We start from the raw sequence: 25,862 nt of genomic DNA on the forward strand, positions 1-25,862 counted from the left end.
GGGTTTACCATAGTTCTATATGAACTAAAGTATCGGATTTGCCTTCACATCTACGTTGGACATTCCTCCATATCCTTTTTTTAACTTCCGACTTTATCGGGTCATCTTCAAACTGTTTCCATTGCTTTTTCATCTCGTTTTCTACCGAATTTCTTTTCAGTAGCTTCTGCTTTTCTTCCGGCAATAACTGTTCAACCAGAAGTCTTCTTATTAATGTTTTTCTTTTATCTGTATTTGTTTCCATTTCAATTCTGTTCTTCGATAATTGGTGTTACATATATAAATACACCGCAGCCCGGCTTATCCCTACAAGAAAAAACGATTTTATTTGAAAAAAGATAAGATTTTCCTGTTTTTCCCTTTCTTCTCCTTCTTTTATCTCCGATTTGCTTTAGTTCATATAGAACTATGGCACTCACTGGCTGCTGCTGTCGTAATCCTCTTAGTAATAGGCGGTTTACTGTTTTTATCCGGAAACGATGATATGGGAGTAGAAAAAACGATTAAAATAATCGCAGAAAAGAATCAATTATATGTGTTGCCTGATAGCACAAAAGTGTGGATGCAGCCGGGTAGTTCGATTCGGTATGCAAAAACATTCGCCCGGGACAGGAAAGTGTGGCTGGAAGGAAATTCCTTATTTGAAGTACGCAAACATCAGGGAAATACGTTTCAGGTATATATAAATGATGCATTTATTGAGGTGAAGGGAACTTGTTTTTTGGTAAAGCAAGAGGACGCACACCGTAGCGAGATAACTCTGTTTGAAGGTAAGATTGAATTTAATGTTCCGTCTACCCGGCAAAAAACGGTGATGCGCCCCTTGCAGAAACTCATTTACAACTCGGTTGATTCACAAACGCAAATTGACAATATCGCTAATATCAGTTGGGAAAACGGGAGATATAATTTCAAGGATGTCCCGTTGGCTCAATTGATTCAGATCGTAAGCCAGATGTACCATACTGATATTCTCTTACAGGGAGTACGTAAGGATGAATCCTCATTCAGCGGCAGCATTCATTATAATGAGCCTCTGGACAAGGTACTGAATAAGATTTGTTTCAGCCTGAATCTAAATATCCGGCAGACGGATGACCGGATCGTTTTATACTAGTCCATTTTTATTAACCATATGTCTAATCAAATTAATTAAAGCATGAGAAAATCACTCAGTTTTCACAGTAGCGTGCGATATTTCAAGTATATCGTGCTGGTTTTGCTTTTTTATCCGTTGACGGTCCTTGGAGCTCAGGGGCATATCACGGTGAAAGGGCAGTCTATTACAATCAAAGAAGCTATTATGCTCATTGAAAAAAACAGTAATTATGTCTTCTTTTACAATGCGGCGGATTTGAAAAACATTCGATTGAAAAATATCAATTGTTCGGGTCCGATTGATAAGGTATTGAACGAAGTATTTGCTAATACGGGAATCACTTATCTGATTCAAGGCAATGATGTTGTTCTGAAAGTGAGTAAAACGGAATCGGCCCAACAAGCTAAGAAAACGGAAATTGTGGGTGTCGTGACGGATGCACGCACGGGCGAGGCTGTCATTGGGGCGAGTGTCGCTATTGTAGGTACCACAACGGGAGTTATCACTGACATCGACGGTAAGTTTGTGATTCAGGCAGGTCCGCAGGATGTTCTGAAAATTTCGTATGTGGGATACACAGCTAAGGAAGTGAAAGTAGGCAACCGTAAAGTACTTGCTATTGATTTGTCGGAAGATGCACAGGCGCTTGAAGAGGTTGTGGTGACAGCTTACGGAACAGGACAGAAGAAGGCGAGTATGGTAGGCTCGGTGCAGGCTATCCGTCCGGCGGAATTGAAAGTCCCTTCAACGAATCTTTCCAATTCATTTGCCGGACGTTTATCCGGTGTGGTTGCTGTTCAGCGTACAGGTCGTCCCGGTGCAGACGGGTCGGATTTCTGGATTCGAGGAATCTCAACCTTGAGTGAGGCTACGTCTCCTCTGATTATCATCGACGGTGTACAGGTATCTTCGGCTGATTTGAATGCTTTGGATCCCGAGGTTATTGACGGATTCTCCATTTTGAAGGATGCTACCGCTACGGCAATGTACGGAACCCGTGGTGCAAATGGTGTTATGATTGTTACTACGAAGTCCGGACAAAACCTGGATAAACCGATTATAAATTTCCGCGTAGAGGGACAAATCAGCCAACCGACCAAGACGCCTAAGTTCGTGGACGGAGCTACGTATATGGAACTGTTCAACGAGGCTGTAAAGAACGACGGCAGTCCGGACGTTTTGTATAGTCAGGACAAGATTAACGGTACACGTATGAAACTCAATCCGTATGTTTTCCCCGATGTGAATTGGTATGATGAGATGTTTAACGATGTAGCTTTCAATGAGAAAGTTAACTTTAACATCCGTGGCGGTGGAAAGAAGATTGATTATTTCTCAAGTATTTCGGTCAACCACGAATCGGGTATGTTGAAGAACCGTTCTAAGGACTTTTTCTCTTATAACAATAATATTGATGTGATGCGCTATGCCTTCCAGAATAATATCAACGCATATCTCAGCAAATCATCAAAGTTATCCGTAAGATTGAACGTCCAACTTCGTGATTTGCGCGAGCCTAACCGCGGAATTGATGATATTTTTGCAGATGCAATGAATTCAAGCCCGGTTGAAGCACCTGTTTTCTATGAACCGGACGGAATAACCAATCACGTGAAATGGGGTACTACAGACCGTTTGATTACGGCTTATCAGGGTAACCCGGTTGCTCAGTTGACTACGGGATATAATGATACGTTTGAAAGTACGGTTATCGCCGCTCTTGAATTTGAACAGAAATTGGATTTCCTGACTAAAGGGCTTCGTTTCAAAGCGTTGGGTACGTTCAAAAACTGGTCGAAGTCTATTAATAAATATAGCGCCGGCTGGAATAAATATCTGTTGGGATCGTATGAACAGAATGAAGATGGTTCATATAGCTATACTACAAACAGAGTCGGTAATGAAGTGTCGACTGACTTGAATAGTACTAACGAGACGGCAGGAGACCGCCGGATTTATCTGGAAGCAATGGTAGATTATAACCGCACGTTCGGAAGACATGATGTAAATGCCATGTTGCTTTATAATCAGGATGAACTCGTGAATAATGTACCGGGTAACAATCTTATCAATTCTCTGCCTAAACGTAAACAAGGTCTTGCAGGCCGCCTTTCGTATGCATACGATGGAAAATATATGGCGGAAGTCAATATGGGATATAACGGTTCGGAGAATTTCGCGAAAGGACATCGCTGGGGATTTTTCCCTTCCATAGCACTGGGATATAATATCAGTGAAGAAAGTTTCTTTGAACCTTTGCGTAAAGTCATCACCAGCATGAAGTTGCGTGGTTCATGGGGATTGGTCGGTAATGACCAGATCGGTGGCGAAAGATTTATTTATATGCCTACAATTAACTTGTCCGGCAAGGGATTTACTACCGGTATCGACCAAAATTATGGATTGAGCGGACCTGTTTACACCCGCTATGAAAACAATAGCATCACTTGGGAGGTTGGAGAAAAGATCAATCTGGGTATTGACTTGCAATTATTGAACAGCCTGAACATTGTTGTTGACATTTTCCGTGAGACCCGTAGAGATATATTCCAGAAAAAAGGAACTATTCCTACATATTTGGGAACCGGAAATACTGATGTGTTCGGTAATCTTGCCGAGATGAAAAACCAGGGACTCGACCTTTCGATTGATTACAACAAGGCGTTCAGCAAGGATTTCTATATGAACTTTAAAGGAACGTTTACTTATGCGCACAATGAGATTACTAAATATGACGAAGCTCCTAAATATGCTTTTCAGTCAAAAGTGGGTCAGAGTGCTAATGTGAGCCAGGGATATTTGTCAAATGGATTGTTCTTGGATGAGGCTGAAATAGACCGTTACAATCAACAAATGGGATCTACATTGGGAGCCGGTGATATTAAATATCTCAATGTCTCAAATATGCATGGTTATGGAGATGATATCGTGGATGTGGACGACTGGACGTGGATTGGAAATCCGACTGTTCCTGAAATCGTATATGGTTTCGGACCTTCGTTCAAATATAAGAACTGGGACTTCTCTTTCTTCTTCCAGGGAGTAGCGAAAACTTCTTTGTTTATGAGTGGATTCCATCCTTTCGGAGACAATTCACTGCGTAATGTGTTGCAGTTTGTGGCAAACGACAGATGGTCACCGACTAATCAGAATGTGGATGCAAAATATCCGCGTTTGACCCGTAAGACAAGTTTGAATAATACGAATCCCGGTAACTCCGGCCGTACTTCCGATTATTGGATGCGTGACGGTTCGTTTTTGAAACTGAAAAATATGGAGCTCGGGTATACATTTAAGAGAATGCGTTTCTATATCAGCGGTTCTAACCTGTTGACATTCTCCAAGTTTGATTTATGGGATCCGGAACAAGGCGGTGGTAGTGGTTTGAAATACCCGACACAACGCGTCTTTAATGTTGGTTTCCAAATGACTTTCAATAATTAAATTTACATAGTATGAAAAAAATAATAAAATATCTGTTTTTAGCATTGTTTGCAGGATTTACAATGGTTTCCTGTGATTTCTTGGATGTGGTACCGGCGGAGAAAGCAAGCGATAAGGATGCCTTCTCCAGTCCTAAAGCAGCAGAAAGATTCCTGTATTCATGTTATGGATATATACCGCAGATTAATATGGTACAGACCTGTCTGGACTTCAGTGGAGATGAAATAATAAGCCCTTTTACTCAAGAGTCTTACGTAAAGTTTGCTGAAGGTGTGTATACCTCAGGAAACTTAATCATCAGTTACTGGAACGATTTGTTCCTGGGTATTCGCCAGTGTTATCTGTTAAAGAAGAATATTACGTCTGTCCCCCGCATCGACCAGGCAACCATAGACAGCTATGTGGCTCAGGCTGATTTCCTGATTGCTTATTTTCACATGTTGTTGATTAAATGCTATGGTCCTGTCGTTTTGGTGAAAGAATTGCCGGTTTTGGATACTCCCAAAGATAATTTATTGGGACGTACCTCTTATGATGAGTGTGTACAGTGGACTTGTGATATGTTTGATGATGCTGCCGGAAGATTGCCTGCAACTCGGACCGGTTCGGAATATGGACTTGCAACTAGTGTGGCTGCAAAAGCTCTTAAAGCCAGATTATTGCTTTATGCAGCTTCTCCTTTGTTTAATGGTAATACAGAATACTATAGTGACTTCGTTAATACGGATGGTAGTTCGTTGATGCCTCTTTCTTATGATGAAAATAAGTGGAAAAAGGCTGCTGATGCCGCACTTGAGGCTATTAATCTGGCTGAGTCCAACGGATATAGTTTATATGAGATGAGAGAAGGGGACTTGAGCGGTTATCCCGAACCTCAAGATTTAACACAGCGTACGTTGCGTTTTACATTTATGGATAAAGACAATTCCAAAGAAGTATTGTTTGCAGAGACCCGTAAAGCAGGTGCGTATGGTTTGCAGCCTAAATCCTTGCCTTATTTAAGTGACGGTTCGTGGAATGGAGTTGCACCGACTTTGACTATGGTGGAACGTTTTTATACGAAAAACGGACTCCCGATTGACGAAGATCCTGAGTTTGATTATCAAAATCGGTTCTCGGTAGTTCCGTTCCCCGATGGTGCTACTTATGGGGAAGGACAAACTATAAAACTGAATGTTGACCGTGAACCTCGTTTTTATGCATGGATTGCATTTCAGAATGGCTATTATGAATGCCAGACAGAATCTAAAGAGAACGCTTATGTAGCGAAAGCCGAGCGGGCAGAAGGTAAGAAATGGCTGACAGATTTTACAGAACAAGGTAATTGTGGTAAGCAAGGTAGAAACAATAACTACTCAAAAACCGGATACCTGAATAAAAAAGGTGTTCATCCGGGAGTGGCTGCTTCCAAGTCGCAAAAAGAACCTTCTAAAGATTACCCATGGCCGGTTATTCGTCTGGCGGAATTGTATTTGAGTTATGCGGAGGCATGTATCGCTTATAATAAAGATGGGTATCTTGAAAAAGGTATGGTAAAACTGGATAGAATACGTGAACGTGCCGGACTTCTTTCTGTCAAGGATTCTTGGAAGAATGCAAAAAATCCGATTGTCAGTTATGAGGGAAATGGTGGCCTGAACGGTAAACTGACAGAGATTGTGAGACAGGAAAGAATGATCGAACTTTATCTGGAACAGCAGAACTTCTGGGACATTCGTCGTTGGAAACTGGGAGATAAATACTTTAATGTACCGGTGAAGGGTATGAATATTGATGCTACTGATATTAATGGGTTTGCCACTGTGAAAACTCTTCCTGATGTGCGCAATTTTGATACTCCGCGGCAGTATTTGTTACCTATTCCGGCAGCAGAAGTGAGCAAGAATCCTAATATGGTACAGAATCCTAATTATTAATTAAATTTTAGCATGACTATTATGAAGAAAAACATATTTCTATTGGCTGTCACTCTACTTTTGATAGGATTCGCTAGTTGTAGTGACGAAGATACAAAGCCTATTATCCCTTCTGATGTGATCGACTTGAGCGCTGACACTCAAGACAAGCCCGGTTACATTGTGCTTCGTTGGGCAACACCTGATGATAATACAATCAGATATATAAAAGTATCTTATTATGATTATTTGCTGGAACAGGATGTGGTAAGATTGGCCAGTGTTTATGCGGATAGTGTGTTGATTCCGGATACACGTAAAAAGTTTGGAGAATATGAATTTAAAGTCCAGTCTTATAGCGAAACCGGTGATGCGGGAAATGTTCAGACAATCAAGGCTGTTTCGGAACCGGCTCCGGTACAAGTGGTCTTTGGTGAGTCCAAACAAATAGCGTTGACGGTGGACCAGTTGTCGACGAATGCTCAGGAAAAATCGGAAGGTCCTATCGCAAACCTTATTGACGGAAATACCGCTTCTTACTTCCATACGAGCTGGAGTGGGACTGTTCCTCCGGCTCCCCACTGGTTCCAGATAGATACGAAGAAAGAGATTACTTATTTCAAGTATGAGTCGGTAGCGCGTAACGGCAATAATATTCCTGATGATGTGGATATTATGGGTAGTAATGACGGAGTCAACTTCGAACTAATTGAGAATCTTACAAAGGCTAAGAATGGCATGTTGATGAGTACATCGCCCTACACATCGCCTGTCATGGGAAATAATTCAAAACCTTATCGTTATATACGTTATTCGGTGAATCATACGAATACAGGTTCTGTCTTTTTCAGTATGTCAGAATTTAAACTGTTTGAGGTTGATGCAAGCGTTGTCGATCCTGAAGCTGATTAGTAAGGAGCGTAGAATGCAGACATTGAAATAATTGGGAAAATTTTGTCTTTTTGACAACTAAGGCGGAAATATGAATATTTCTTTTTAAGAATAATATTAGATTTCCGCCTTTTTTATTTGGATGTTTTGAATAATAGATGTTACATAATAATATATCTGATAAATGGTAAATTGTCATATAAAAAAATACTTGATTATCTTCTTCGTACTTGTACAGGGGGCTGTCGCTTTTTCTTGTGCCAGTGATGATGAAGTACTGGAAGTGGTCGATTTGTCCGTTAATAAGGAAGTGGTGGATTTCAAAAGTGAAGCCGGAACGCAAAATATAACGGTTTCAACGAATGCTCCGACTTGGGAGGCTAAAGCGGATAAAAACTGGTGTACGCTTTCTGTGGCAGGAAAGATCTTGAAAGTTTCCGTAGACGAAAGTGAAGAAAGATTGGTACGTGAAGCTACCATTACGATAACGGCGGAAGGGCAGAAGAAGATGGTTAAAGTTCGGCAACTGGGCTATGAAGCTGCTATCCTGATTGATACGAACGTATTTGAAGTGGAAGTCATTGGTAAAGAGATTACTTTTAATGTCACGACCAATGTGGAAGTGAGTGCCGGGTTTCCTGATTGGATTACTGAAAAGGCAAAATCCCGCGCACCGGAAATGGTGACGTCTACCCACACTTATATAGTGAAAAGTAGTACGTTGGATGAAAAGAGAGAGGGAGCCATAGTCTTTACTGAGGTTTTACCGGAAGGTGCTTCGGAAGAAAACTCCCCGGTTTCTGCTTCGGTCTTGGTTTCACAACATGGCCTGAATGAATATAATGGAGGTGCGGGAGAAGACATCGAAGGTGACATCAAAGTGAAAGTGGTGAGTGGGCACGATACTTCTCATCAGGGAGAAGATGCTATTGAAAAGTCTTTTGACGGTGACTATACAACGTTGTATCATTCGAACTGGTCGAATGGCGGAGCGAATTATTTCCCTATTACGCTGACCTATAATTTTGCGGAAGCGTCTGATGTGGATTATCTGATTTATTATCCCCGTTCCACAGGATATAACGGTCATTTTAAAGAAGTGGAAATACAGTATTCGGAAGACGGGAGTGTATTTACGAAGTTGCTGGATAAGGATTTTGAGGGTTCGGCAACAGCTACCAGAGTAACCTTTGATAATACGGTCCGGGCTAAGTCTTTCCGTTTTGTCGTGAAAAGCGGAGCAGGAGACGGGCAAGGATTTGCTTCTTGTGCCGAAATGGAGTTCTATGCCAAGAATCTGAATGCATTTGATTATTCTACTCTTTTTGAAGATGAAACGTGTAGTAACTTGAAAGCGGGAATCACGGAAGCGGATATTGAGAACTGCAAGTATCCTTTCTTTAAGAATCTGGCTTATTATATGTTCAAGGATAAGTATGACAGAAACTTCCGTGTGGAGGACTATAAGGCGTTCCCGAATCCGGATATTCAGTCGGAAACCCACAAAACAAACCCGTACAGCCTTCTTGACAATCCGACAGGTATCTCGGTGAAAGAAGGGGAGACGCTGGTTGTAATGGTGGGCGACACACATGGACAGAACATCGGAATGAAAGTACAAAACCTGGACGTACCGGGAGGTGACGGTTTCGGAGGAGTTACGTATCCGTTATATCGCGGTATTAATAAACTGACGATGACAGGGAAAGGACTCGTATATGTGATGTATCATACCAAAACATTGGAGGATGCGGAAACAGCGCAGCCTGTTAAGATTCATTTTGCTTCGGGTACAGTGAATGGCTATTTTGATTCGCAGAAAGAAGAACATCAGGGACGTTGGAGCGAATTGTTGGGGAAAGCTACGGACAAATATTTTGATGTGGTAGGCAAGTATGCACACTTGACATTTGAAACTAACGATTTTAGGAAATATGTTTCCACAAACGGTAATGAATTGATTGATCTTTATGATAAGATTGCTCACAGTGAAATGCAACTTCTCGGATTGGAGAAATATGACAAGATGTTCAAGAACAGGATATATCTGAATGTCATGTATCACTCTTTTATGTACGCTACTGCATATCATACGGCTTACAATCAGTCAACCATGGGGGATGTGTGTGATCCTAATGTCTTGAAAACCACCGGTTGCTGGGGACCTGCTCACGAAATCGGGCATTGCAACCAGACCCGCCCGGGCGTTAAGTGGATAGGACTGACGGAGGTGACCAATAATATCATGTCCGAGTATGTGCAGACTACAATTTTCGGGCAACCCTCCCGGATACAAACCGAGGATATGGGAGCGGTTTACCGTAACAGATATTCAAAGGCATGGAATGGTATTATTGTTCCGAAAGCTTCTCATGCTGATTTTAAAAATCTCGATGATTCGGATGATGTGTTTTGCAAGTTGGTTCCTTTCTGGCAACTGGAGCTTTACTTCGGTAAAGTGCTTGGGCGGACTCCTCTTCAGCAGTCGGACCGTGGCGGTTTCTATCCGGATGTTTTCGAGTATGCTCGTACAAAAGATTATGGTGGCATGAGTGAGGGACAGATTCAAATGGATTTCGTTTATAATTGTTGTGTGGCGGCGCAGGTGAATTTACTTGATTTCTTCGAGAAATGGGGATTCCTGACACCTGTGGACAGGTCGATTGAAGATTATGATACGAAAACTTTGAAAGTTACCGAAGAAATGGTTGATGAACTGAAAAAGAAAGTAGAGAATCTGGGATATGACAAATTGCAGAATATTGCTTTGGAATATATTTCGGACAATACATGGGAATTGTATAAGAACAAGCCTGAAGTAATATCCGGAACAAATGCAACACGAAGCGGTAATACCATTACAATCAAGAATTGGCAGAATGTAGTGGCTTATGAGGTGAAGGATCAGACTGGTAAACTTGTCTTTGTTTCTAGTGGTGAAACAACCTCTTCTACTACCGATATGTTCACTCTTTCCGGCAACTGGGATAGTAGCTATAAACTTTATGCTGTATCGGCAGCAGGGAAACGCACGGAGATTCCGGTAGGAAATTAACTGCTGTTCTGAATATTGCCATAGATTAGTACAAAACTGTTATAGTTATCAGTTATATCTGATAACTATGACAGACTGTGTTAATCTATGGCATTTTTCATGTATTTTATAGATGTAATTCGCGGTAAAAATATTACTTTTGTCTATCACAAGATTTTATACAATATGAAGGAAGAAGAGTTGATAGAACAAATGAAAAATGGCAATAATATAGCCTTTGCTGCATTGTATGATTATTATTGTCAGAAGGTCTACAATTTTACCAAACTTTATGTAACTTCTTCTGATACTGTTGCTGAAATCGTGCAGGATGTTTTTGTGAAATTCTGGGAAGCACGCCACTTATTGGATAACAACAAGAAGGTGGAGGGCTTTTTGTTTGTTATTACCCGGAATATCATTTTTAATAAAGCCCGCAGCAGGATGCGCGAAGATATGTTCAAAATGACGATACTACGTTCCATAGAGAACGAAGAACCGTATAATCAGGAAGACCAAATGGTGGCTGAGGATTTAAAAGAATATATCGACCGGTTAATTGCCGTGTTACCTAAAAGGCAACGTGAGATATTCTTGATGAGCAGGGAGGAGAACATGACTTATCGGGAGATTGCCGCTCGATGCGGTATCGGTGAAAAAGCCGTAGAACGGCATATTCACCTTACCTTGAAATTCTTGAAAAAGAATCTTCTTTTATTCATCTTGTTTTCCATGCTCCCCGAGTGAAATCCGGTATCTCTACCGGTATGCTTCCATTCAATACCGACTTCTCGCTTAATTCTGTGATGCAGGACCATTCGGCGGCATCGTATACATCCATGTCAAGAGGAAGACCGTTGCGTAGACAGTATATCAGTCGGTAATCCATCACGTAGTTCATTTCGTTTGGCAAACCTCTACGATGTGCTTCTTCGCCGATAGTGGCGCTAAAAGGATGTTTATAGCGGGATAATACTTCTTCCAGTGCTTTTCCTTCAAGAGGAGTGTCTCCGTTGGGCTCCAGTGCGATGCAAGGCACGGGGTATTTTTGTGCAAAACCAAGAGTACCGCATACGGTTTGCAGGCGGCTGTAAGGCCGGGGCGTGCATACATCATATTGCAGCATGATTGTTTTTCCCTTCGCGGTATGGATCAGGGTCGTGTTGACATCTCCCAATTTATATTCCTGTCTGGCTTCCGGTGAGTCTTTGCCGAACTTTTTCCGGGCGTATTCGCTCATGCCTGCTTGGTGGGTGGACATTGAAACGAGGTATTCCATTTTATCGCCCCGGTGAATGTCAAGTATCTGGCAGGCAGGTCCCAGACCATGAGTGGGATAGGGATTACCCGTATGTTCGATGCTATATCTTTTCCCCCAGTGGTTGTGGTAACCTCCTTCGCTTTCTTCGGCAAAATACATGGAACGCAGGTCGTGTATATAAGCTCCCTCCACGTGCATGATAGTTCCGAGTATTCCTTGGCGGGCCATATTGAGAGTTGTTAGTGCAAATGGATCGTAGCAACAGTTTTCCAGCATGATACAGTGTCGTCTTGTCTTTTCGGCGGTATCAACCAGTTGCCAGCATTCTTCCACACTCATGGCTGCCGGGACCTCAATGGCTACGTGTTTGTTGCATTCCATGGCAAAGATTGCCATAGCTGTATGCATTAGCCAGTCGGTGCAGATAAAAACAATATCCAGTTCATCATGCTCGCACATCTTTTTCCAGCCTTCCGGTCCGGTGTATCCGGTGGCTCCGGGACGATTGTTTTCCTTTAGTAGTTGTTGGGCTTTGGCCAGGTTTCCTTCTCTGATTTCACAAAGAGCGTTGATTTCTATTCCTTCAATTTGCAGATAACGTTGCAGGGTGAGCAATCCGCGATTGCCCAATCCTATGATTCCGATACGGACAACAGGAATAGGAGGGTGCGATAGTTGAAGCACGTGTGATTGTGTCGGAGAATCTTTCATAATCTTAAAGGTCTAAAGTAATAGAAAAAAAGAGAATCTAATTTCTCAGATTCTCTTTAGAGAGCGGAAGACGGGGCTCAAACCCGCGACCCTCAGCTTGGAAGGCTAATGCTCTATCAACTGAGCTACTTCCGCAATTTTTGTGGGCAAAGATGGATTCGAACCACCGAAGTCGAAAGACAGCAGATTTACAGTCTGCCCCATTTGGCCACTCTGGTATTTGCCCTTTTTGCTTTTGAGGAGGTTTGTTTCTCAATTGCGGTGCAAAGATACAACTATTTATTTAAACTCCAAACAAAATCAATCATTTTTATTGCAGTAATTGCACATTCGTCTCCTTTGTTACCTAGTTTGCCACCGGCGCGATCCTCTGCTTGCTCCATTGTATTTGTAGTAATTAATCCGTAAATAACTGGTATATCGCCAGTTGCGTTTAATTCGGTAATTCCTTGAGTGGCTCCCATGCAAACATAATCAAAATGTGGAGTATCTCCTTTAATTACGCAACCAATTGCAATAATTGCATCAACATCGCAATTTTCCATCATTTGGTTGGCGCCGAAAGTTAGTTCGAAGCTTCCCGGTACGGTTTTTACCAGAATATTTTCATCTTTTGCTCCATGTTTTTTTAATGTATCAACTGCGCCTTTCAGTAAAGCACCCGTAATGTTGAAGTTCCATTCGGATACAACGATTCCGAATTTCATGCCTTCGGCGTTTGGAACTGAATTGAAATCGTATTCGGATAGATTATGGTAAGCTGTTGCCATAGTAAATTATAAATTGAGAATTAAAAATTGAAAATCAAGAATCCGGAGAGGTCAAGAAAAAAGGCACGGATTACATGGATTTCACGGTTCTGAAATAATCCGCAATCCGGTGTAATCCGTGCCTCAATCTCTTATATATATAAGATCTATTATTTCTTCATCAACTTAGCCTGTTCGATGTATTTGTCGATGTCCATGGCTTGGTAAGATTGGAAGTATTTATCCTTAATCTTAGTGTAAGCGTCAACAGCGTCATCATACTTGCCTTGTTTCACCAGAATCTCTCCGGCTTGCATCAGAAAGATCGGACTCAGTGTATTGTTGTCGGCTTTGTCAGCAGCAGACATCAATGTAGAGGCTGCTTTGTCCAATTGACCGAGTTGTGCGTAGCAGTTTCCTGCAGCACCCAAAATTGCCGGAGCAACCATTTGATCTTTTCCGTTAAAGCTATCCAGCATTTTAACAGCTTCTTCATATTTGCCAAGTTGTGCGTAGCAAATACCTGCATAAGCTTTGGCCAAGTTAGCGGCTTTAGTTCCGCTGAAATCGTCTGCTACTTTCAGGAAACCGACAAAACCGATGCTGTCACCGTTCAGTGCTTGTTCGTAAGCATCCTGTTCAAAGTATTCCTGTCCTTTGAAAAGAGCCGCCTGCGCTTTTTCTTCACGAGGTTCAGCATAGAGGTTCTTGTACATGATAAAACCTGCTACAATGATAATCACAGCAACAACACCGCCGATGATTGCGTTTTTGTACTTGATAAGAAATGCTTCCGATTGTGTCAGTGCATCTTCTACGTTCAGATGTTCGTTCTGATTCTTTTGTTCTGCCATTTTTATATGATTCTTTTTGTTATTATTCGCTATTTGATATTTCGACTCGCAAAAGTAGTTTTTTTATATCTACAAACGAAATTTAGAGGCATCTTTTTTTGTTTTACACCCGAAAACCACGAAAAACTTGCTACTTTTGTGAACAAATTAAGGTGTACACAATGATACTGAAACGGATATCCATATTAAATTATAAGAATCTGGAAGAGGTGGAGATTGATTTTTCCGCCAAACTGAATTGTTTTTTCGGCCAGAACGGCATGGGGAAAACGAACCTGTTGGATGCGGTGTATTTCTTGTCTTTCTGCAAAAGTTCCGGCAATCCGATTGATTCTCAGAATATTCGTCACGAACAGGACTTCTTTGTCATTCAGGGCTTTTATGAAGCAGAGGACGGAACTCCCGAGGAGATTTATTGCGGGATGAAGCGCCGTTCGAAAAAGCAGTTCAAGCGAAATAAGAAAGAGTACGGTCGTTTTTCGGACCATATCGGTTTCTTGCCTTTGGTCATGGTTTCGCCCGCCGATTCCGAACTGATTGCAGGGGGGAGTGAGGAACGCCGCCGTTTTATGGATGTGGTGATTTCTCAGTATGATAAAGAATATCTGGATGCGCTGATACGATATAATAAAGCGTTGGCACAACGTAATACGTTGTTGAAAAGTGAGTTTCCGGTCGAGGAGGAGTTGTTTTTGGTTTGGGAGGAGATGATGGCGCAGGCTGGGGAAGTGGTGTTCCGGAAGCGGGAAGCGTTTATCAAAGAGTTCATTCCTATTTTCCAGTCGTTCTATTCCTTTATTTCTCAGGATAAGGAGTCGGTGGGATTGTCTTATGAATCTCATGCGAGGGATACTTCTTTGCTGGATGTGCTGAAGCAGAGCCGGGAGCGGGATAAGATTATGGGATTTTCTTTGCGCGGTATTCATAAGGATGAACTGAATATGCTGCTGGGTGAGTTTCCTATTAAAAAGGAGGGGTCGCAGGGGCAGAATAAAACATATCTGGTTGCGTTAAAGTTGGCACAGTTCGATTTTCTGAAACGTACGGGTAGAACGGTTCCTTTATTGTTGTTAGACGATATTTTTGATAAACTGGATGCCTCGCGCGTGGAACAGATTGTCAAACTGGTGGCGGGAGACAGTTTCGGACAAATATTTATTACGGATACGAACCGGGAGCATCTGGACCGCATCTTGCATAAGGTGGGCAGTGATTACAAGATTTTCCGTGTGGAACAGGGAGTTGTCCGTGAAATGGAGGCAGAACAATGAAACGTAATGATGCGGAACCAATAGGTAAATTAATACAGCAGTTTCTTCGACAGGAGAGTCTGGAATCTCCATTGAACGAACAAAGATTACTGGATGCATGGCCGCAGATATTGGGGCCGGCTGCCAATTATACCAGCAATCTTTATATTCGTAACCAGACCTTATATGTGCATCTTACTTCTGCCGCTCTTCGTCAGGAGTTGATGATGGGGCGTGAGAAGTTGGTGTGTGCCTTGAACCAGAAAGTCGGTGCTACTGTAATAACTAATATCATTTTTCGCTGAGGAAGGGGATTCTGTCTATTACCTTTATTCCCAGTGCCCGGAGTCTTTCGTTTGCACGGTCGTAATAAAACGGGGTTTCCAGATATTGATTATTGTGGGCATCTACTCCGATGATAGCGGTACATCCTTCGGCTGCTGCTATCTTCCAAAAATCCGGATGGGGAATGGTCGTAATCTTGTGCGCGTCGTTATAATCTTCGTAGCCGATGTTGTATTCCAATGGGAGGTTTAACCGTGCGGCAGTCCGGCAAATATGTCTGCTGATTAATTTGCAGTGACGGTCGAATTCCGGATAAGAACGCATAAATAAGTCCGGATGAGCAAAGTAGGCAAACAGTCCGCTTTCCATTCCTTCAATGGCGCTCTCCTCATAGAGTTCGAGCATATCTACCGTTTTGGTATTTCTACCGAAATAAGGAAACTTCTCGTCTGTATGGAAGTGATGGTTTCCGAAGATGATGTAATCCAGTTTAAATTCTCGAATGACTTCTTTCAGACAATGAAGGTAGTCGGGAAAGTATTCGCATTCCAATCCTATTTTCAGGCTGATCCGGTCTTTATACTTTTCTTGTAACGAGCGGAGGCTTTCTACGTAATCCGGCAGTTCCTCTGGAGTCATGCGGATATCTGAAATGTAGTTAGTATGATATTTCCAGGGAGTATGGTCTGAAAAACCCAGTTCCTGATAGCCGCCTTTAATGGCGCTTAAAACAAATTCTTCGTCACTCCCTGTCGCATGAAGGCAGCGGGTGGTATGGGTGTGATAATTCGTTCTCATTTGTCGTTATAATTATGTCCATGCGGATATCGAATGATTCTGCCGGGACTTCTTCTACTAATTGAAAAGGAAAGCAGATACCAGCTTTGCAGGCTGAGGGGATACGTGGCAAAAGGCGGTCATAATAGCCTTTTCCGCGTCCGAGGCGATTACCTTTCCGGTCGAAAGCTACTCCCGGGACGGCGATAAAGTCTATGGCTGCATAGTCGGTAAACACCTCTCCGGTCGGTTCTTCTATTCCGTAGCTACCGGTTGTCATGTCGTCCGGGCCGGTGTATATACGCAGTTCCAGATCATCGCCTACGACAACCGGAAGCAATATTCGTTTTTCACTGCTCCATTTTTTGATAAATGTATGTGTATCCACTTCGTCTCCGAGAGAGTGGTAGAGCAATATGGTATTTGCCGCCCTGAAAGCCGGGTGGGCTTCGAGGGCGGCAAGTATTTTAGCTGATTGAAGCTTCCGCATAGTCGAAGTACAGAGTTGGGTCTTCAACGATGCGATATGCTTGCGCAGTTCTTTTTTTCTTTTCATTCTTTTTGTCCTTAGTATCTTCTTCTTCCACTGCTACCGGAGCTTTCGGGAATGCTTCTCCTTTTTCGAGTATCTCGATACCCTTATTGACAGTAGCGTCTGTCTTGTTAAAATATTGGAGGTAGGCTTCCAGCCCCAACATATTGTAGATGATGTTGCCATAGATGTTTTTCTCCAATAACTTGTAGGACTTTTGGATGAGGATATTTCTTCTTTTCAATCCCTTACTTTCAGCAAAGCGGACAAATTGTTCTACCAGACCCTGGTGGCGGAGATAATTTAGTAGTTCTTCTTCCGTTTCATACTGGCTGAGTTTTTTCCGGTTGTTGTCGGTGTATTGGAATGTGAACTGAATGGTTAATCCACGATTGATAGCCGTAGAAAGATATGAGGTAACACCTGTGGTATCCTGCGGCACGAATATATCCGGCATAATGCCACCGCCACCATACACAGGACGTCCGAGGCTGGTGTAATAAAGTTCGTTTTCATTTTGCTTGATACTGTCGCGTGAGAAGAATTCGCCGTGTTCGTAACGGTTGAATAAATCCAGTTCGTAATTACGGTCTTTTCCGCTTTCATAGGGGCGTTGGATACAACGTCCTGCGGGAGTATAATAACGGGCGATAGTCAGGCGGATAGCCGAACCGTCGCTGAAGTCGATAGGCTGTTGCACGAGACCCTTACCGAAGGAACGGCGTCCTACTACCGTACCACGGTCGTTGTCCTGAATAGCTCCGGTAAAGATTTCGCTGGCAGAAGCCGAACCTTCATCGATCAATACGACAAGCGGCATCTTTTGACAGCTTCCTGTACCGTTGGCAAATTCTTCTGCGCGAGGATATTTGCGTCCCTGAGTATATACAATCAGTTTTCCTTCCGGCAGGAATTCGTTAACCATGCGGATAGCTGCTTCCATGTATCCGCCTGTATTGCCGCGAAGGTCGATAATCAGGCCTTTACATTTCTTGTGGTTCAGTTGCGCTAAAGCATTGAGAAGTTCCACATGGCTGGTACGTCCGAACTTACTTACTTTGACATAACCGATTTCGTCATTTAACATATAAGCAGCGTCGACAGTGTTTTGAGGAATGTCTCCGCGTGTGATTGTAAAACTTAATAAGTCTTTTTCTCCCATGCGTTTCACTCCTAACTTCACTTGAGAACCTTTCGGTCCCTTTAGTGTACGCATAGCCCGTTCGTTGGTTACTTTTTTACCGACAAACAAGCTGTCGTCTACGGTGACGATGCGGTCACCTGCCATTAGTCCTACTTTCTCGGAAGGACCGCCCTGAATGACGGCATTGACGTGTATTGTATCGTTCTGTATCGTAAACTGGATACCGATTCCGCTAAAACTGCCTTCCAACTCCGAATTTACTTCTTCGAGGTTCTGGGCGGGGATATATGTTGAATGCGGATCTAGTTCGGCCAGAATCTGAGGCATGGCTTTTTCCACAAGATCGGTCATGTTTACGGTGTCTACGTATTGGTCGTCTACGATTCGCAGCAATGCATTCAGCTTGTTAGAGGAACCGTTGATGATACCCAAACGATTGCCGGCAAAATGCTTGGCATAAAATGTGCCGATAAGAATCCCGATTACCACGCTGATAGCTATGATGACAGGTGTAAAACGTGAAGAGTTTTTTGTACTCATGTCTATTCCTTTTTTTAAAAGTTCGTCTTATTATTTATTTGGAGCGGTTTCATCCAGTTCTGTATAGATGACTTCAACTCCTGCCCGTTTTAGTAGTTCTATTCCATCTTCGAGGCGGTAATGTTCGGAGTAAACGACTCGTTTGATTCCCGCCTGTATGATTAATTTTGCACATTCAATGCAAGGGGAAGCTGTGACATACATGGTAGCACCGTCGCTGCTGTTGTTTGAACGGGCTATTTTGGTAATGGCATTTGCTTCTGCGTGCAATACATACGGTTTTGTCAGATTATTCTCATCTTCGCATACATTTTCGAAACCGGAAGGGGTTCCGTTGTATCCATCGGAAATAATCATCTTGTCCTTAACGATTAAGGCGCCTACTTTACGACGTTGGCAATAGGAGTTCTCTGCCCATATGCTCGCCATACGTATGTAACGTTTGTCAAGTTCTGATTGTTTCTTTTCAGTGTCCATGTTTCTTAACTAATTACCACTAACTACACGGAAAACCATACGGAATGTCTGAGTGTTAGATTGAGGTTTATATAAAAGGTATAAGTTGTTCTCATCTCCTTCGTAAGATGTTGCGTTGTTCAGGCCTTCAAGAAAGTTCTTGGCGAGTGCATCTCCACCATTGTTTCCTTCTACAGTTGCTTCGAATTTATTATTCTTACCATTGGCACTCCATGTACCTTCAAAGTTGCCGGTGGTAGTAATTACTGTTCCCTTTATATTTCCTTTTATAATATCGCCTTCAACCGTACCCTCAAATATGACGTTGTATGTACCATTCTTGTTAAGTTCGTCATAAATCTTTGTTTTTTGAGCTTCATTCTCCCAAAAAGGAAACATATCATGTCCACCATCCACAGTGATGTAATTTAGTTTCCAGGTTTTCCCGGTAAAGATAGCAGCCACATCATCCGAATCATTACATCCGGTGAATAGAGGGAGCAATAGCAACAACCCAAGTATTTTACTTATATTTCTCATCATCAATCTCTTTAATACTTATTATTAATTTTTTATCCCGTTTCTGATTAATAAAGCGTCAATGGTCGGTTCTTGTCCACGGAAGCGTTTGTAAAGTACCATTGGATGTTCTGTCCCTCCTTTCGACAAGATATTATTGCGGAATGATTCGGCGACGTCCTGATTGAATATCCCTTTTTGTTTGAAAAGCGAGAAAGCGTCTGCATCCAGTACCTCTGCCCATTTATAACTATAATATCCGGCTGAATATCCGCCTGCAAAGATATGAGAAAACTGTGTACTCATACAGGTTTCTTTCACTACCGGCAATATTTGTGCCTTTTTCCATGCCTCTTGTTCGTAGACCTTCACGTCTCCTTCGAAAGGTACGTTACGTGTGTACCACGCCATATCAAGTAAGCCGAAACTGATTTGGCGGAGGCAGGCGTAGGCTACATTGAAGTTTGAAGCATCCACAAGACGTTGAATTAATTCATCCGGCAGTACTTCTCCGGTCTGATAATGACGGGCAAAGGTGTTGAGAAAATCTTTCTCTATGGCGAAGTTTTCCATAATCTGTGAAGGAAGTTCCACAAAGTCCCAATATACATTAGTCCCGCTTAAACTCTTATATGTAGAGTTGGCAAACATACCATGCAGGCTGTGACCGAATTCATGCAAGAATGTCTCTACTTCATTGAAAGTCAACAAAGCCGGCTTGTTCTCGGTCGGCTTGGTGAAATTCATGACGACGGATATATGTGGACGGCTGTTTTCACCAGTCTTTTTATCTATCCATTGTTCTTTGTAACTTGTCATCCAGGCACCGGCACGTTTCCCAAGACGGGGATGGAAGTCCGTATATAAGATAGCTAAAAACTGCCCATCCTTATCAAACACTTCGTAGGCCTCTACTTCTTTGTGATAAACCGGAATTTCTGTATTCTTCCGGAAAGTAATTCCGTATAGTTTCTCTGCTAATCCGAATACCCCTTTTTTTACTTGTTCGAGCTCAAAGTAGGGGCGAAGCATTTCTTCGTTAATATTGAATTTCTTATCTTTCAGTTTGTTTGAGTAATAGCTCCAGTCCCATGGCATTATAATGAAGTCATTTCCTTGTTCCAGACGTGCTAGTTCCTGTACATCCTTATATTCCGCTTCGGCTGTGGGAGTGTAAGCTTCCAATAACTGATTGAGAAGTTTGTATACAGCTCTGCTGTTTTCAGCCATTCTCCTCTTTAATGTATATTCCGCATAGTCCTTGTATCCTAGCAGTTGAGCTATCTTCATGCGTGTATTGGCTATCTTCTTTACGATATCGATATTGTTGAATTCGTTATCGTGGGTACACTTGGTATTGTAAGCCATATACAGTCTATGACGTAAATCGCGGTTGTCAGCATAAGTCATAAATGGAACATAACTTGGGGCGTGCAGGGTGAAGGCCCAGCCTTCTTTCCCTTCGCTTTTGGCTGTTTCGGCAGCAGCTTCTACGATAATCTCCGGTAGTCCGGCAAGGCTTTCTTTTTTTGTCAGCAGCATTTGATAGCTGTTAGTCTCTTTCAGGTTGTTTTCGCTGAAGTCAAGTGTCAACTTACTCAATTCGGTGGTCAGCTTGCGGTATTCTTCTCTCGCTTCCCCTTCCAGATTGGCACCGTGTCGTACAAAGCTGTTGTATGCGTTTTCAAGCAACTGACTTTGTTCCTGTGTCAGTTGTAAAGTCTCTTTTTGATCGTACACTTCTTTCACGCGGGCGAATAGCTTTTCATTCAGCGTGATATTATTGCTGTGCTCACTGAGCAACGGCATAATCTTTTGAGCCAGTTCTTGCAGATCGTCGTTCGTTTCGGCACTAAGCATATTGCCGAAGACTGAAACCACTCTATCCAGTAGTTCACCCGATTCTTCGAACGCTTCGATTGTATTATTGAAGTTCGCTTTTTCCGGATTTAGTATGATAGCATCTATTTCCGCATTCTGTTGCTTGATACCTTCGAGGATCGCAGGCTCGTAATGCTCTGTTTTAATCCGGTCAAAGGGCACGGTTGCGTGCGGTGTCTGGTATTGCCCGAAGAAAGGATTTTGGGCATTTGTTATATTGTTCATAGTGCAAACAAGTATCAATGTTATTAATAATCTCTCCATAGAACTACAAAACTACTAAAATTGTAGCTTATTCAACGGATAACAGCTTGCTTTTTAACAATATATAAAATGAAATGTATAAAAAAACCGCTACGGTTTCTCGCAGCGGTTTTCTATATTATTCAGGCTTCTAATTAAGCGTTAACTGATGCCATGTGAGCGATCAAGTCAAGAACTTTGTTAGAGTAGCCGATTTCGTTGTCATACCAAGATACAACTTTAACGAATGTATCAGTCAAAGCAATACCAGCTTTTGCATCGAAGATAGAAGTACGAGTGTCACCCAAGAAGTCAGAAGAAACAACTGCATCTTCAGTGTAACCCAGGATACCTTTCAATTCGCCTTCAGAAGCTTCTTTCATTGCAGCGCAGATTTCAGCGTAAGTAGCCGGTTTAGCCAAGTTAACTGTCAAGTCAACTACAGATACGTCCAAAGTCGGAACACGCATAGACATACCAGTCAATTTGCCGTTCAAAGCAGGGATAACTTTACCTACAGCCTTAGCAGCACCAGTAGAAGAAGGGATAATGTTACCGGAAGCAGCACGACCACCTCTCCAGTCTTTCATAGAAGGACCGTCAACTGTTTTCTGAGTCGCAGTTGTAGAGTGAACAGTAGTCATCAAACCGTCAAGGATACCGAACTTGTCATTCAATACTTTAGCGATAGGAGCCAGACAGTTAGTAGTACAAGAAGCGTTAGATACAAACTGAGTACCTTTAACATATGTTTTTTCGTTTACACCACAAACGAACATCGGAGTATCATCTTTAGAAGGAGCTGACATTACAACATATTTTGCACCAGCTTCGATATGAGCCTGAGCTTTGTCTTTGCTCAAGAACAAACCTGTAGATTCAACAACGTATTCAGCACCTACAGCATCCCATTTCAAGTCAGCCGGGTTTCTTTCAGCAGTGATACGGATAGATTGACCGTTAACGATCAATTTGCTGTTTTCAACATCTGCTTCGATAGTACCGTCGAATTGACCGTGCATAGTGTCATACTTCAACATATAAGCCAAGTAGTCAACCGGGCAAAGGTCGTTGATACCTACGATTTGAATATCGTTTCTTTTCATTGCAGCGCGGAAAACGAAACGTCCGATACGTCCGAATCCATTAATACCTACTTTAATCATTTTGTTTAAACTTTTAAGGGTTTTATAATATTTGTTCAAATATCTCTCGGTCTCCGCATTTGTTTTATTTTCAAATGCGGTGCAAAATTACGAAAATGTTTTTATATTCGCATATTAAATTCACATTAAATATTGAAAAAAGATGGGAAAGAACACATTTTTACAGGACTTTAAGGCGTTTGCCATGAAAGGAAACGTCATAGACATGGCTGTCGGTGTAGTTATTGGTGGTGCGTTTGGAAAAATCGTATCATCATTGGTTGCTAATGTAATTATGCCTCCGATTGGTTTACTGGTTGGTGGTGTGAACTTTACGGATTTGAAATGGGTAATGAAAGCGGCTGAAATCGGAGCTGATGGTAAAGAGATTGCTCCTGCCGTTTCTTTGGATTACGGGCAGTTTCTGCAAGCGACTTTTGACTTTCTGATTATAGCCTTCTCCATATTCTTATTTATACGTCTGATTACGAAATTGACTACAAAGAAAAATGAGGAAACTCCGGCAGCGCCTCCCGCTCCTCCTGCACCTACCAAAGAAGAAGTGTTGTTGACGGAGATTCGTGATTTACTGAAAGAGAAGAATTAATAACGGCTGGGTCCTATAAACATTATTTCTTTATTGGGCCGGTTATACTTCTAACTAGTTGTCTTGCCACATTCGGGTAGTTTCAGCTATCAGTATTTGTCTGATGAGGAAACCCGGATGTGGCAAATTTGATTTATAGTCCGATCGGTTCTACCTGATATCCTTTTTCAAGTAAAAGCGCGATTAATCCGTCTTTGCCCGGAAGGTGGCGGACGCCTACGGCGATGAAGGTGGGCTGGGCTTTCATCAGTTCGGGTATCTTGTTCATCCAATTCAGATTTCTGCGCTTTAACAAATCCTCCCGTATTCGTTTCCCTATCTCTGTTAATTTCGGTGAGGTTCGGAAGATCGAATCTACTTTCACTTCAAAATCTATCAGGCTTTTCATGTTTTGAGTACGATACACATCTGAAAGGGTATTGACGAAAGATAAAGGTGAAATTTCGTCATCTTCCCGTAGATCTGATATTAATTCGTCAGCTTCTTTCTTTAGATTACTTTTTTCTGATACAAAGGCGTCGAATATACCCTCCAAGCCGACAATTGTGAGGCCTTTCTCTTTTGCTTTTTTTTCTAAAGCTATGTCCATAACTTGAGATTTCATACTATCAATCTGACTTTGGGAGTATCCTGTGTCTACTAATTTCTTACCTTTTTCTATCTCTCCTAAAATAAGGGCTAAGAAATTAGGCTTTATATACACCTTATTTAAAGGAGATTTTAAACTTTGACGTACTATGGAATCGAGAAAATGAAAATCTTCTTTATTTAATAAGTCGGCATAGGTTGTGTCTTTAGGTAGTTTTATAGCGACTCCGACCTGAGCAGGGGTTGGTTTGGACGTTGTTTCGCTTTCTCCGGCGAATTGGCTACAAGCGTTAAAGGCTTGGTGGAGTTCGGGAATACTGTCGGTATATTGATATAGTATGTCGTATGTACCATGATATGTTCCGAACAGATAAGAGGGATGCGAAAGACCGTTGCCTGAAATTTTCCATAACCAACCGCCTTCCGGTCGCTGTTTCGCAGTGGAAGTACAGGTGATAAAGATTGCAATGGTAAGAAATGCCAGGAATAGTTGATTGAATTTTTGCATAGCTATTATGATTATAATATTTATAAATCTTATTATAGTATGTCTCCGCTTTTGGGTGTGGGACAAATTTGTGGAATGTTTAGTAACGGACAATGAATACATTGTTCTGCATTTTTACATGTTCCGCTTAGTTTTATTTTATTCTGAATACGCTGTCTGCGTTTTTTTACGGCATCGTAATTTTTACCTAGTAGGTTGGCAATCTCTTTTAGAGATACTTTCTCGAATATCAGGATACAGATAAAAATCTCGTAAGACGACAACTGGATTGATTCCAGAAAACTTATCAATGGCTGGTTTATTTTTCGATAGAATCCTAGGATTTCGGTGTATTCATCGTATGAAGGTTCAGCAGGTTTTTGATTTTCCAATGTTTGCATCCGCTCGCGTAGAGAAGCGATAATGGCTTCTTGTGTCTGATTGCGGAAAGTAACATCCTGATTGACTTGTTCTATTTCCTGGAAAAGTGATCTCCAGTATGTACTTGCTTGTTTTTGCCTCTTGAACATAATAATAGCTACCGGAATTAAGAGGATAACTAATAGTACCAATCCCAGAATAATGAGTTGTTGCAGTTGTAGTTGCTGCAGCAAGATGTCGTGTTCAATCAATGATTGCGAAGGATTAGATTGTGTAATCTCGGTTATCATGATGTCTAAAAGTTTGGTATAAGAAATATGTAAAAAGAATAAATACAATAGTGGCTGCCAGATTGACTATCCATAGATCTCCTGTCATTGCTGAGTTTACCTGTTGGGGAAGGGGATGATAATAATTAGTCATGACATATGCCACGCTTGAGACTTGTAAAAGAATATGTGTTATCAGGCAAGTCCATAGGCTCCGGCTATATACATACAACCAGCCGAACCATAGTCCGTATATTAATCCTAGTACAGGTAATAAGGTCATGCACCCCCACACTACAGAATAAATTATTGCGGCTATTATAATTGATTTTCGGATGCCATATTCTGTCAGTAGTCCTCTTAGAATGATTCCTCTAAAAATGACTTCTATTATAAAAGGCATGAGTATTGCGCTGATAAAAGGATAAATGTAAGCCTCGTTTGAGTCTTTTGTTCCAATTTCTGTGAATATCTTTTTGAGAAACTCCGGGAATGGTACGATTGAATAAATCAGTGCATGTACCCACGGAAGGCAGAGAGTTCCTCCTGCTGCAAGTAATAGTACCTTTATATTTGGTTTGTCAAAACGGAGTATGGAGCGGTCCATTGCTTTGGTTCGGAAAGCTATTGCCAGTATTGTTACTGTGCTTACATATAGTATAGTCGCACATAGATAGCTAGGTACGCCTGATATGATGCAGATAACTTGAACGATTACAGTCCACAGAATAAAGAAGACAGCTAGCCAAATAGATTGACGGCAATTGGGAAAAGTGAGTATTTCCATAGTTTTTAATTTAATGTAATTATATAGAAGACT

General features: G+C 41.9%; 23 protein-coding genes and 2 tRNA genes. 9 read left to right on the top strand and 16 right to left on the bottom strand.

The annotated features are described in order from the left end of the window. Window positions 1-4: 4 nt before the first annotated feature. Window positions 5-244: a hypothetical protein gene (locus CGC64_RS07550; protein WP_005677352.1), complete on the bottom strand. Its 240-nt coding sequence runs from the start codon at window positions 242-244 to the stop codon at window positions 5-7. Between the two features lie 240 nt (window positions 245-484). Between CGC64_RS07550 and CGC64_RS07555 the strand changes: the two genes are divergently transcribed. From CGC64_RS07555 to CGC64_RS07580, 6 genes are all read left to right on the top strand, one after another. Then, window positions 485-1,117, top strand: coding sequence for a FecR family protein (locus tag CGC64_RS07555; protein WP_005677355.1), 633 nt, complete (start codon window positions 485-487; stop codon window positions 1,115-1,117). Between the two features lie 42 nt (window positions 1,118-1,159). Next, window positions 1,160-4,543, top strand: coding sequence for a TonB-dependent receptor (locus CGC64_RS07560; protein WP_005677356.1), 3,384 nt, complete (start codon window positions 1,160-1,162; stop codon window positions 4,541-4,543). Between the two features lie 11 nt (window positions 4,544-4,554). Then, on the top strand, window positions 4,555-6,459 hold the full coding sequence (locus CGC64_RS07565) for a RagB/SusD family nutrient uptake outer membrane protein (RefSeq protein ID WP_005677357.1): 1,905 nt from the start codon (window positions 4,555-4,557) through the stop codon (window positions 6,457-6,459). A 21-nt stretch (window positions 6,460-6,480) separates the two neighbouring features. After that, window positions 6,481-7,350 carry a discoidin domain-containing protein gene (locus tag CGC64_RS07570; protein WP_227102824.1) on the top strand — a complete coding sequence of 290 codons (870 nt, stop codon included), beginning with the start codon at window positions 6,481-6,483 and terminating at the stop codon, window positions 7,348-7,350. Window positions 7,351-7,513: 163 nt separating this feature from the next. Beyond that, entirely contained in the window at window positions 7,514-10,384 is a 2,871-nt protein-coding gene (locus tag CGC64_RS07575; RefSeq protein WP_005677359.1) for a M60 family metallopeptidase, read from the top strand. A gap of 165 nt (window positions 10,385-10,549) precedes the next feature. Next, window positions 10,550-11,110 carry an RNA polymerase sigma factor gene (locus tag CGC64_RS07580; protein ID WP_032837987.1) on the top strand — a complete coding sequence of 187 codons (561 nt, stop codon included), beginning with the start codon at window positions 10,550-10,552 and terminating at the stop codon, window positions 11,108-11,110. Here CGC64_RS07580 and CGC64_RS07585 read toward each other — a convergent pair. From CGC64_RS07585 to CGC64_RS07605, 5 genes are all read right to left on the bottom strand, one after another. After that, window positions 11,082-12,335, bottom strand: coding sequence for a Gfo/Idh/MocA family protein (locus CGC64_RS07585; RefSeq protein WP_005677361.1), 1,254 nt, complete (start codon window positions 12,333-12,335; stop codon window positions 11,082-11,084). The genes CGC64_RS07580 and CGC64_RS07585 overlap by 29 nt on opposite strands. 62 nt (window positions 12,336-12,397) lie before the next feature. Continuing rightward, a tRNA-Gly gene (locus tag CGC64_RS07590) sits at window positions 12,398-12,470 on the bottom strand. 8 nt (window positions 12,471-12,478) lie between these two features. After that, window positions 12,479-12,561 (bottom strand) — tRNA-Tyr (locus tag CGC64_RS07595). A gap of 49 nt (window positions 12,562-12,610) precedes the next feature. After that, window positions 12,611-13,105, bottom strand: a complete 495-nt coding sequence (ribH, locus tag CGC64_RS07600) for a 6,7-dimethyl-8-ribityllumazine synthase (RefSeq protein ID WP_005677363.1) — start codon at window positions 13,103-13,105, stop codon at window positions 12,611-12,613. Between the two features lie 149 nt (window positions 13,106-13,254). Next, a complete protein-coding gene (locus tag CGC64_RS07605) occupies window positions 13,255-13,938 on the bottom strand; it encodes a tetratricopeptide repeat protein (RefSeq protein WP_005677364.1) in 684 nt (227 codons plus the stop codon). A 161-nt stretch (window positions 13,939-14,099) separates the two neighbouring features. Here CGC64_RS07605 and recF point away from each other — a divergent pair, with 161 nt between their 5' ends. Further along, window positions 14,100-15,209 carry a DNA replication/repair protein RecF gene (recF, locus tag CGC64_RS07610; RefSeq protein WP_005677365.1) on the top strand — a complete coding sequence of 370 codons (1,110 nt, stop codon included), beginning with the start codon at window positions 14,100-14,102 and terminating at the stop codon, window positions 15,207-15,209. Beyond that, entirely contained in the window at window positions 15,206-15,493 is a 288-nt protein-coding gene (locus tag CGC64_RS07615) for a DUF721 domain-containing protein (protein ID WP_005677366.1), read from the top strand. Before recF ends, CGC64_RS07615 begins: the two co-directional genes overlap by 4 nt. Here CGC64_RS07615 and CGC64_RS07620 read toward each other — a convergent pair. From CGC64_RS07620 to gap, 7 genes are all read right to left on the bottom strand, one after another. Next, window positions 15,480-16,271: a histidinol-phosphatase gene (locus tag CGC64_RS07620; RefSeq protein ID WP_032855123.1), complete on the bottom strand. Its 792-nt coding sequence runs from the start codon at window positions 16,269-16,271 to the stop codon at window positions 15,480-15,482. The genes CGC64_RS07615 and CGC64_RS07620 overlap by 14 nt on opposite strands. Then, complete coding sequence (locus tag CGC64_RS07625; protein ID WP_005677368.1) at window positions 16,216-16,740, bottom strand: 5-formyltetrahydrofolate cyclo-ligase; 525 nt, start codon at window positions 16,738-16,740, stop codon at window positions 16,216-16,218. Before CGC64_RS07625 ends, CGC64_RS07620 begins: the two co-directional genes overlap by 56 nt. Further along, a complete protein-coding gene (locus tag CGC64_RS07630; protein ID WP_005677369.1) occupies window positions 16,718-18,466 on the bottom strand; it encodes a S41 family peptidase in 1,749 nt (582 codons plus the stop codon). The genes CGC64_RS07625 and CGC64_RS07630 overlap by 23 nt, the downstream gene beginning before the upstream one ends. A 30-nt stretch (window positions 18,467-18,496) precedes the next feature. Further along, window positions 18,497-18,943, bottom strand: coding sequence for a dCMP deaminase family protein (locus tag CGC64_RS07635; RefSeq protein WP_005677371.1), 447 nt, complete (start codon window positions 18,941-18,943; stop codon window positions 18,497-18,499). 9 nt (window positions 18,944-18,952) lie between these two features. Beyond that, window positions 18,953-19,465, bottom strand: a complete 513-nt coding sequence (locus tag CGC64_RS07640; protein ID WP_005677373.1) for a DUF4847 family protein — start codon at window positions 19,463-19,465, stop codon at window positions 18,953-18,955. A gap of 21 nt (window positions 19,466-19,486) precedes the next feature. Then, on the bottom strand, window positions 19,487-21,547 hold the full coding sequence (locus tag CGC64_RS07645; protein WP_005677374.1) for a M3 family metallopeptidase: 2,061 nt from the start codon (window positions 21,545-21,547) through the stop codon (window positions 19,487-19,489). Between the two features lie 173 nt (window positions 21,548-21,720). Continuing rightward, on the bottom strand, window positions 21,721-22,731 hold the full coding sequence (gene gap / locus CGC64_RS07650) for a type I glyceraldehyde-3-phosphate dehydrogenase (protein WP_005677376.1): 1,011 nt from the start codon (window positions 22,729-22,731) through the stop codon (window positions 21,721-21,723). 142 nt (window positions 22,732-22,873) lie between these two features. On the opposite strand from gap, the gene mscL reads away from it, so the two are divergent. Beyond that, window positions 22,874-23,317 carry a large-conductance mechanosensitive channel protein MscL gene (gene mscL, locus CGC64_RS07655; RefSeq protein WP_005677377.1) on the top strand — a complete coding sequence of 148 codons (444 nt, stop codon included), beginning with the start codon at window positions 22,874-22,876 and terminating at the stop codon, window positions 23,315-23,317. 133 nt (window positions 23,318-23,450) lie between these two features. Here the strand turns inward: mscL and CGC64_RS07660 are convergent, their stop codons facing one another. From CGC64_RS07660 to CGC64_RS07670, 3 genes are read right to left on the bottom strand one after another with little or no spacing between them, the layout of a single operon-like run. Continuing rightward, window positions 23,451-24,413 (bottom strand): TraB/GumN family protein, encoded by a 963-nt coding sequence (locus CGC64_RS07660; RefSeq protein ID WP_005677379.1) that lies wholly within the window; start codon window positions 24,411-24,413, stop codon window positions 23,451-23,453. Between the two features lie 32 nt (window positions 24,414-24,445). Beyond that, window positions 24,446-25,063, bottom strand: coding sequence for a hypothetical protein (locus CGC64_RS07665; protein ID WP_005677380.1), 618 nt, complete (start codon window positions 25,061-25,063; stop codon window positions 24,446-24,448). Further along, window positions 25,038-25,829, bottom strand: a complete 792-nt coding sequence (locus CGC64_RS07670; protein ID WP_005677383.1) for a CPBP family intramembrane glutamic endopeptidase — start codon at window positions 25,827-25,829, stop codon at window positions 25,038-25,040. Before CGC64_RS07670 ends, CGC64_RS07665 begins: the two co-directional genes overlap by 26 nt. Window positions 25,830-25,862: the final 33 nt, after the last annotated feature.

Source organism: Bacteroides caccae, from assembly GCF_002222615.2.
GTDB lineage: Bacteria > Bacteroidota > Bacteroidia > Bacteroidales > Bacteroidaceae > Bacteroides > Bacteroides caccae.

What these genes read in the sequence shown, in the direction of transcription:
- CGC64_RS07550 (WP_005677352.1), bottom strand. Translation starts at nt 244, where the DNA reads ATGGAAACAAATACAGATAAAAGAAAAACATTAATAAGAAGACTTCTG.
- CGC64_RS07555 (WP_005677355.1), top strand. Translation starts at nt 485, where the DNA reads ATGGGAGTAGAAAAAACGATTAAAATAATCGCAGAAAAGAATCAATTA.
- CGC64_RS07560 (WP_005677356.1), top strand. Translation starts at nt 1,160, where the DNA reads ATGAGAAAATCACTCAGTTTTCACAGTAGCGTGCGATATTTCAAGTAT.
- CGC64_RS07565 (WP_005677357.1), top strand. Translation starts at nt 4,555, where the DNA reads ATGAAAAAAATAATAAAATATCTGTTTTTAGCATTGTTTGCAGGATTT.
- CGC64_RS07570 (WP_227102824.1), top strand. Translation starts at nt 6,481, where the DNA reads ATGAAGAAAAACATATTTCTATTGGCTGTCACTCTACTTTTGATAGGA.
- CGC64_RS07575 (WP_005677359.1), top strand. Translation starts at nt 7,514, where the DNA reads ATGGTAAATTGTCATATAAAAAAATACTTGATTATCTTCTTCGTACTT.
- CGC64_RS07580 (WP_032837987.1), top strand. Translation starts at nt 10,550, where the DNA reads ATGAAGGAAGAAGAGTTGATAGAACAAATGAAAAATGGCAATAATATA.
- CGC64_RS07585 (WP_005677361.1), bottom strand. Translation starts at nt 12,335, where the DNA reads ATGAAAGATTCTCCGACACAATCACACGTGCTTCAACTATCGCACCCT.
- ribH (WP_005677363.1), bottom strand. Translation starts at nt 13,105, where the DNA reads ATGGCAACAGCTTACCATAATCTATCCGAATACGATTTCAATTCAGTT.
- CGC64_RS07605 (WP_005677364.1), bottom strand. Translation starts at nt 13,938, where the DNA reads ATGGCAGAACAAAAGAATCAGAACGAACATCTGAACGTAGAAGATGCA.
- recF (WP_005677365.1), top strand. Translation starts at nt 14,100, where the DNA reads ATGATACTGAAACGGATATCCATATTAAATTATAAGAATCTGGAAGAG.
- CGC64_RS07615 (WP_005677366.1), top strand. Translation starts at nt 15,206, where the DNA reads ATGAAACGTAATGATGCGGAACCAATAGGTAAATTAATACAGCAGTTT.
- CGC64_RS07620 (WP_032855123.1), bottom strand. Translation starts at nt 16,271, where the DNA reads ATGAGAACGAATTATCACACCCATACCACCCGCTGCCTTCATGCGACA.
- CGC64_RS07625 (WP_005677368.1), bottom strand. Translation starts at nt 16,740, where the DNA reads ATGCGGAAGCTTCAATCAGCTAAAATACTTGCCGCCCTCGAAGCCCAC.
- CGC64_RS07630 (WP_005677369.1), bottom strand. Translation starts at nt 18,466, where the DNA reads ATGAGTACAAAAAACTCTTCACGTTTTACACCTGTCATCATAGCTATC.
- CGC64_RS07635 (WP_005677371.1), bottom strand. Translation starts at nt 18,943, where the DNA reads ATGGACACTGAAAAGAAACAATCAGAACTTGACAAACGTTACATACGT.
- CGC64_RS07640 (WP_005677373.1), bottom strand. Translation starts at nt 19,465, where the DNA reads ATGATGAGAAATATAAGTAAAATACTTGGGTTGTTGCTATTGCTCCCT.
- CGC64_RS07645 (WP_005677374.1), bottom strand. Translation starts at nt 21,547, where the DNA reads ATGAACAATATAACAAATGCCCAAAATCCTTTCTTCGGGCAATACCAG.
- gap (WP_005677376.1), bottom strand. Translation starts at nt 22,731, where the DNA reads ATGATTAAAGTAGGTATTAATGGATTCGGACGTATCGGACGTTTCGTT.
- mscL (WP_005677377.1), top strand. Translation starts at nt 22,874, where the DNA reads ATGGGAAAGAACACATTTTTACAGGACTTTAAGGCGTTTGCCATGAAA.
- CGC64_RS07660 (WP_005677379.1), bottom strand. Translation starts at nt 24,413, where the DNA reads ATGCAAAAATTCAATCAACTATTCCTGGCATTTCTTACCATTGCAATC.
- CGC64_RS07665 (WP_005677380.1), bottom strand. Translation starts at nt 25,063, where the DNA reads ATGATAACCGAGATTACACAATCTAATCCTTCGCAATCATTGATTGAA.
- CGC64_RS07670 (WP_005677383.1), bottom strand. Translation starts at nt 25,829, where the DNA reads ATGGAAATACTCACTTTTCCCAATTGCCGTCAATCTATTTGGCTAGCT.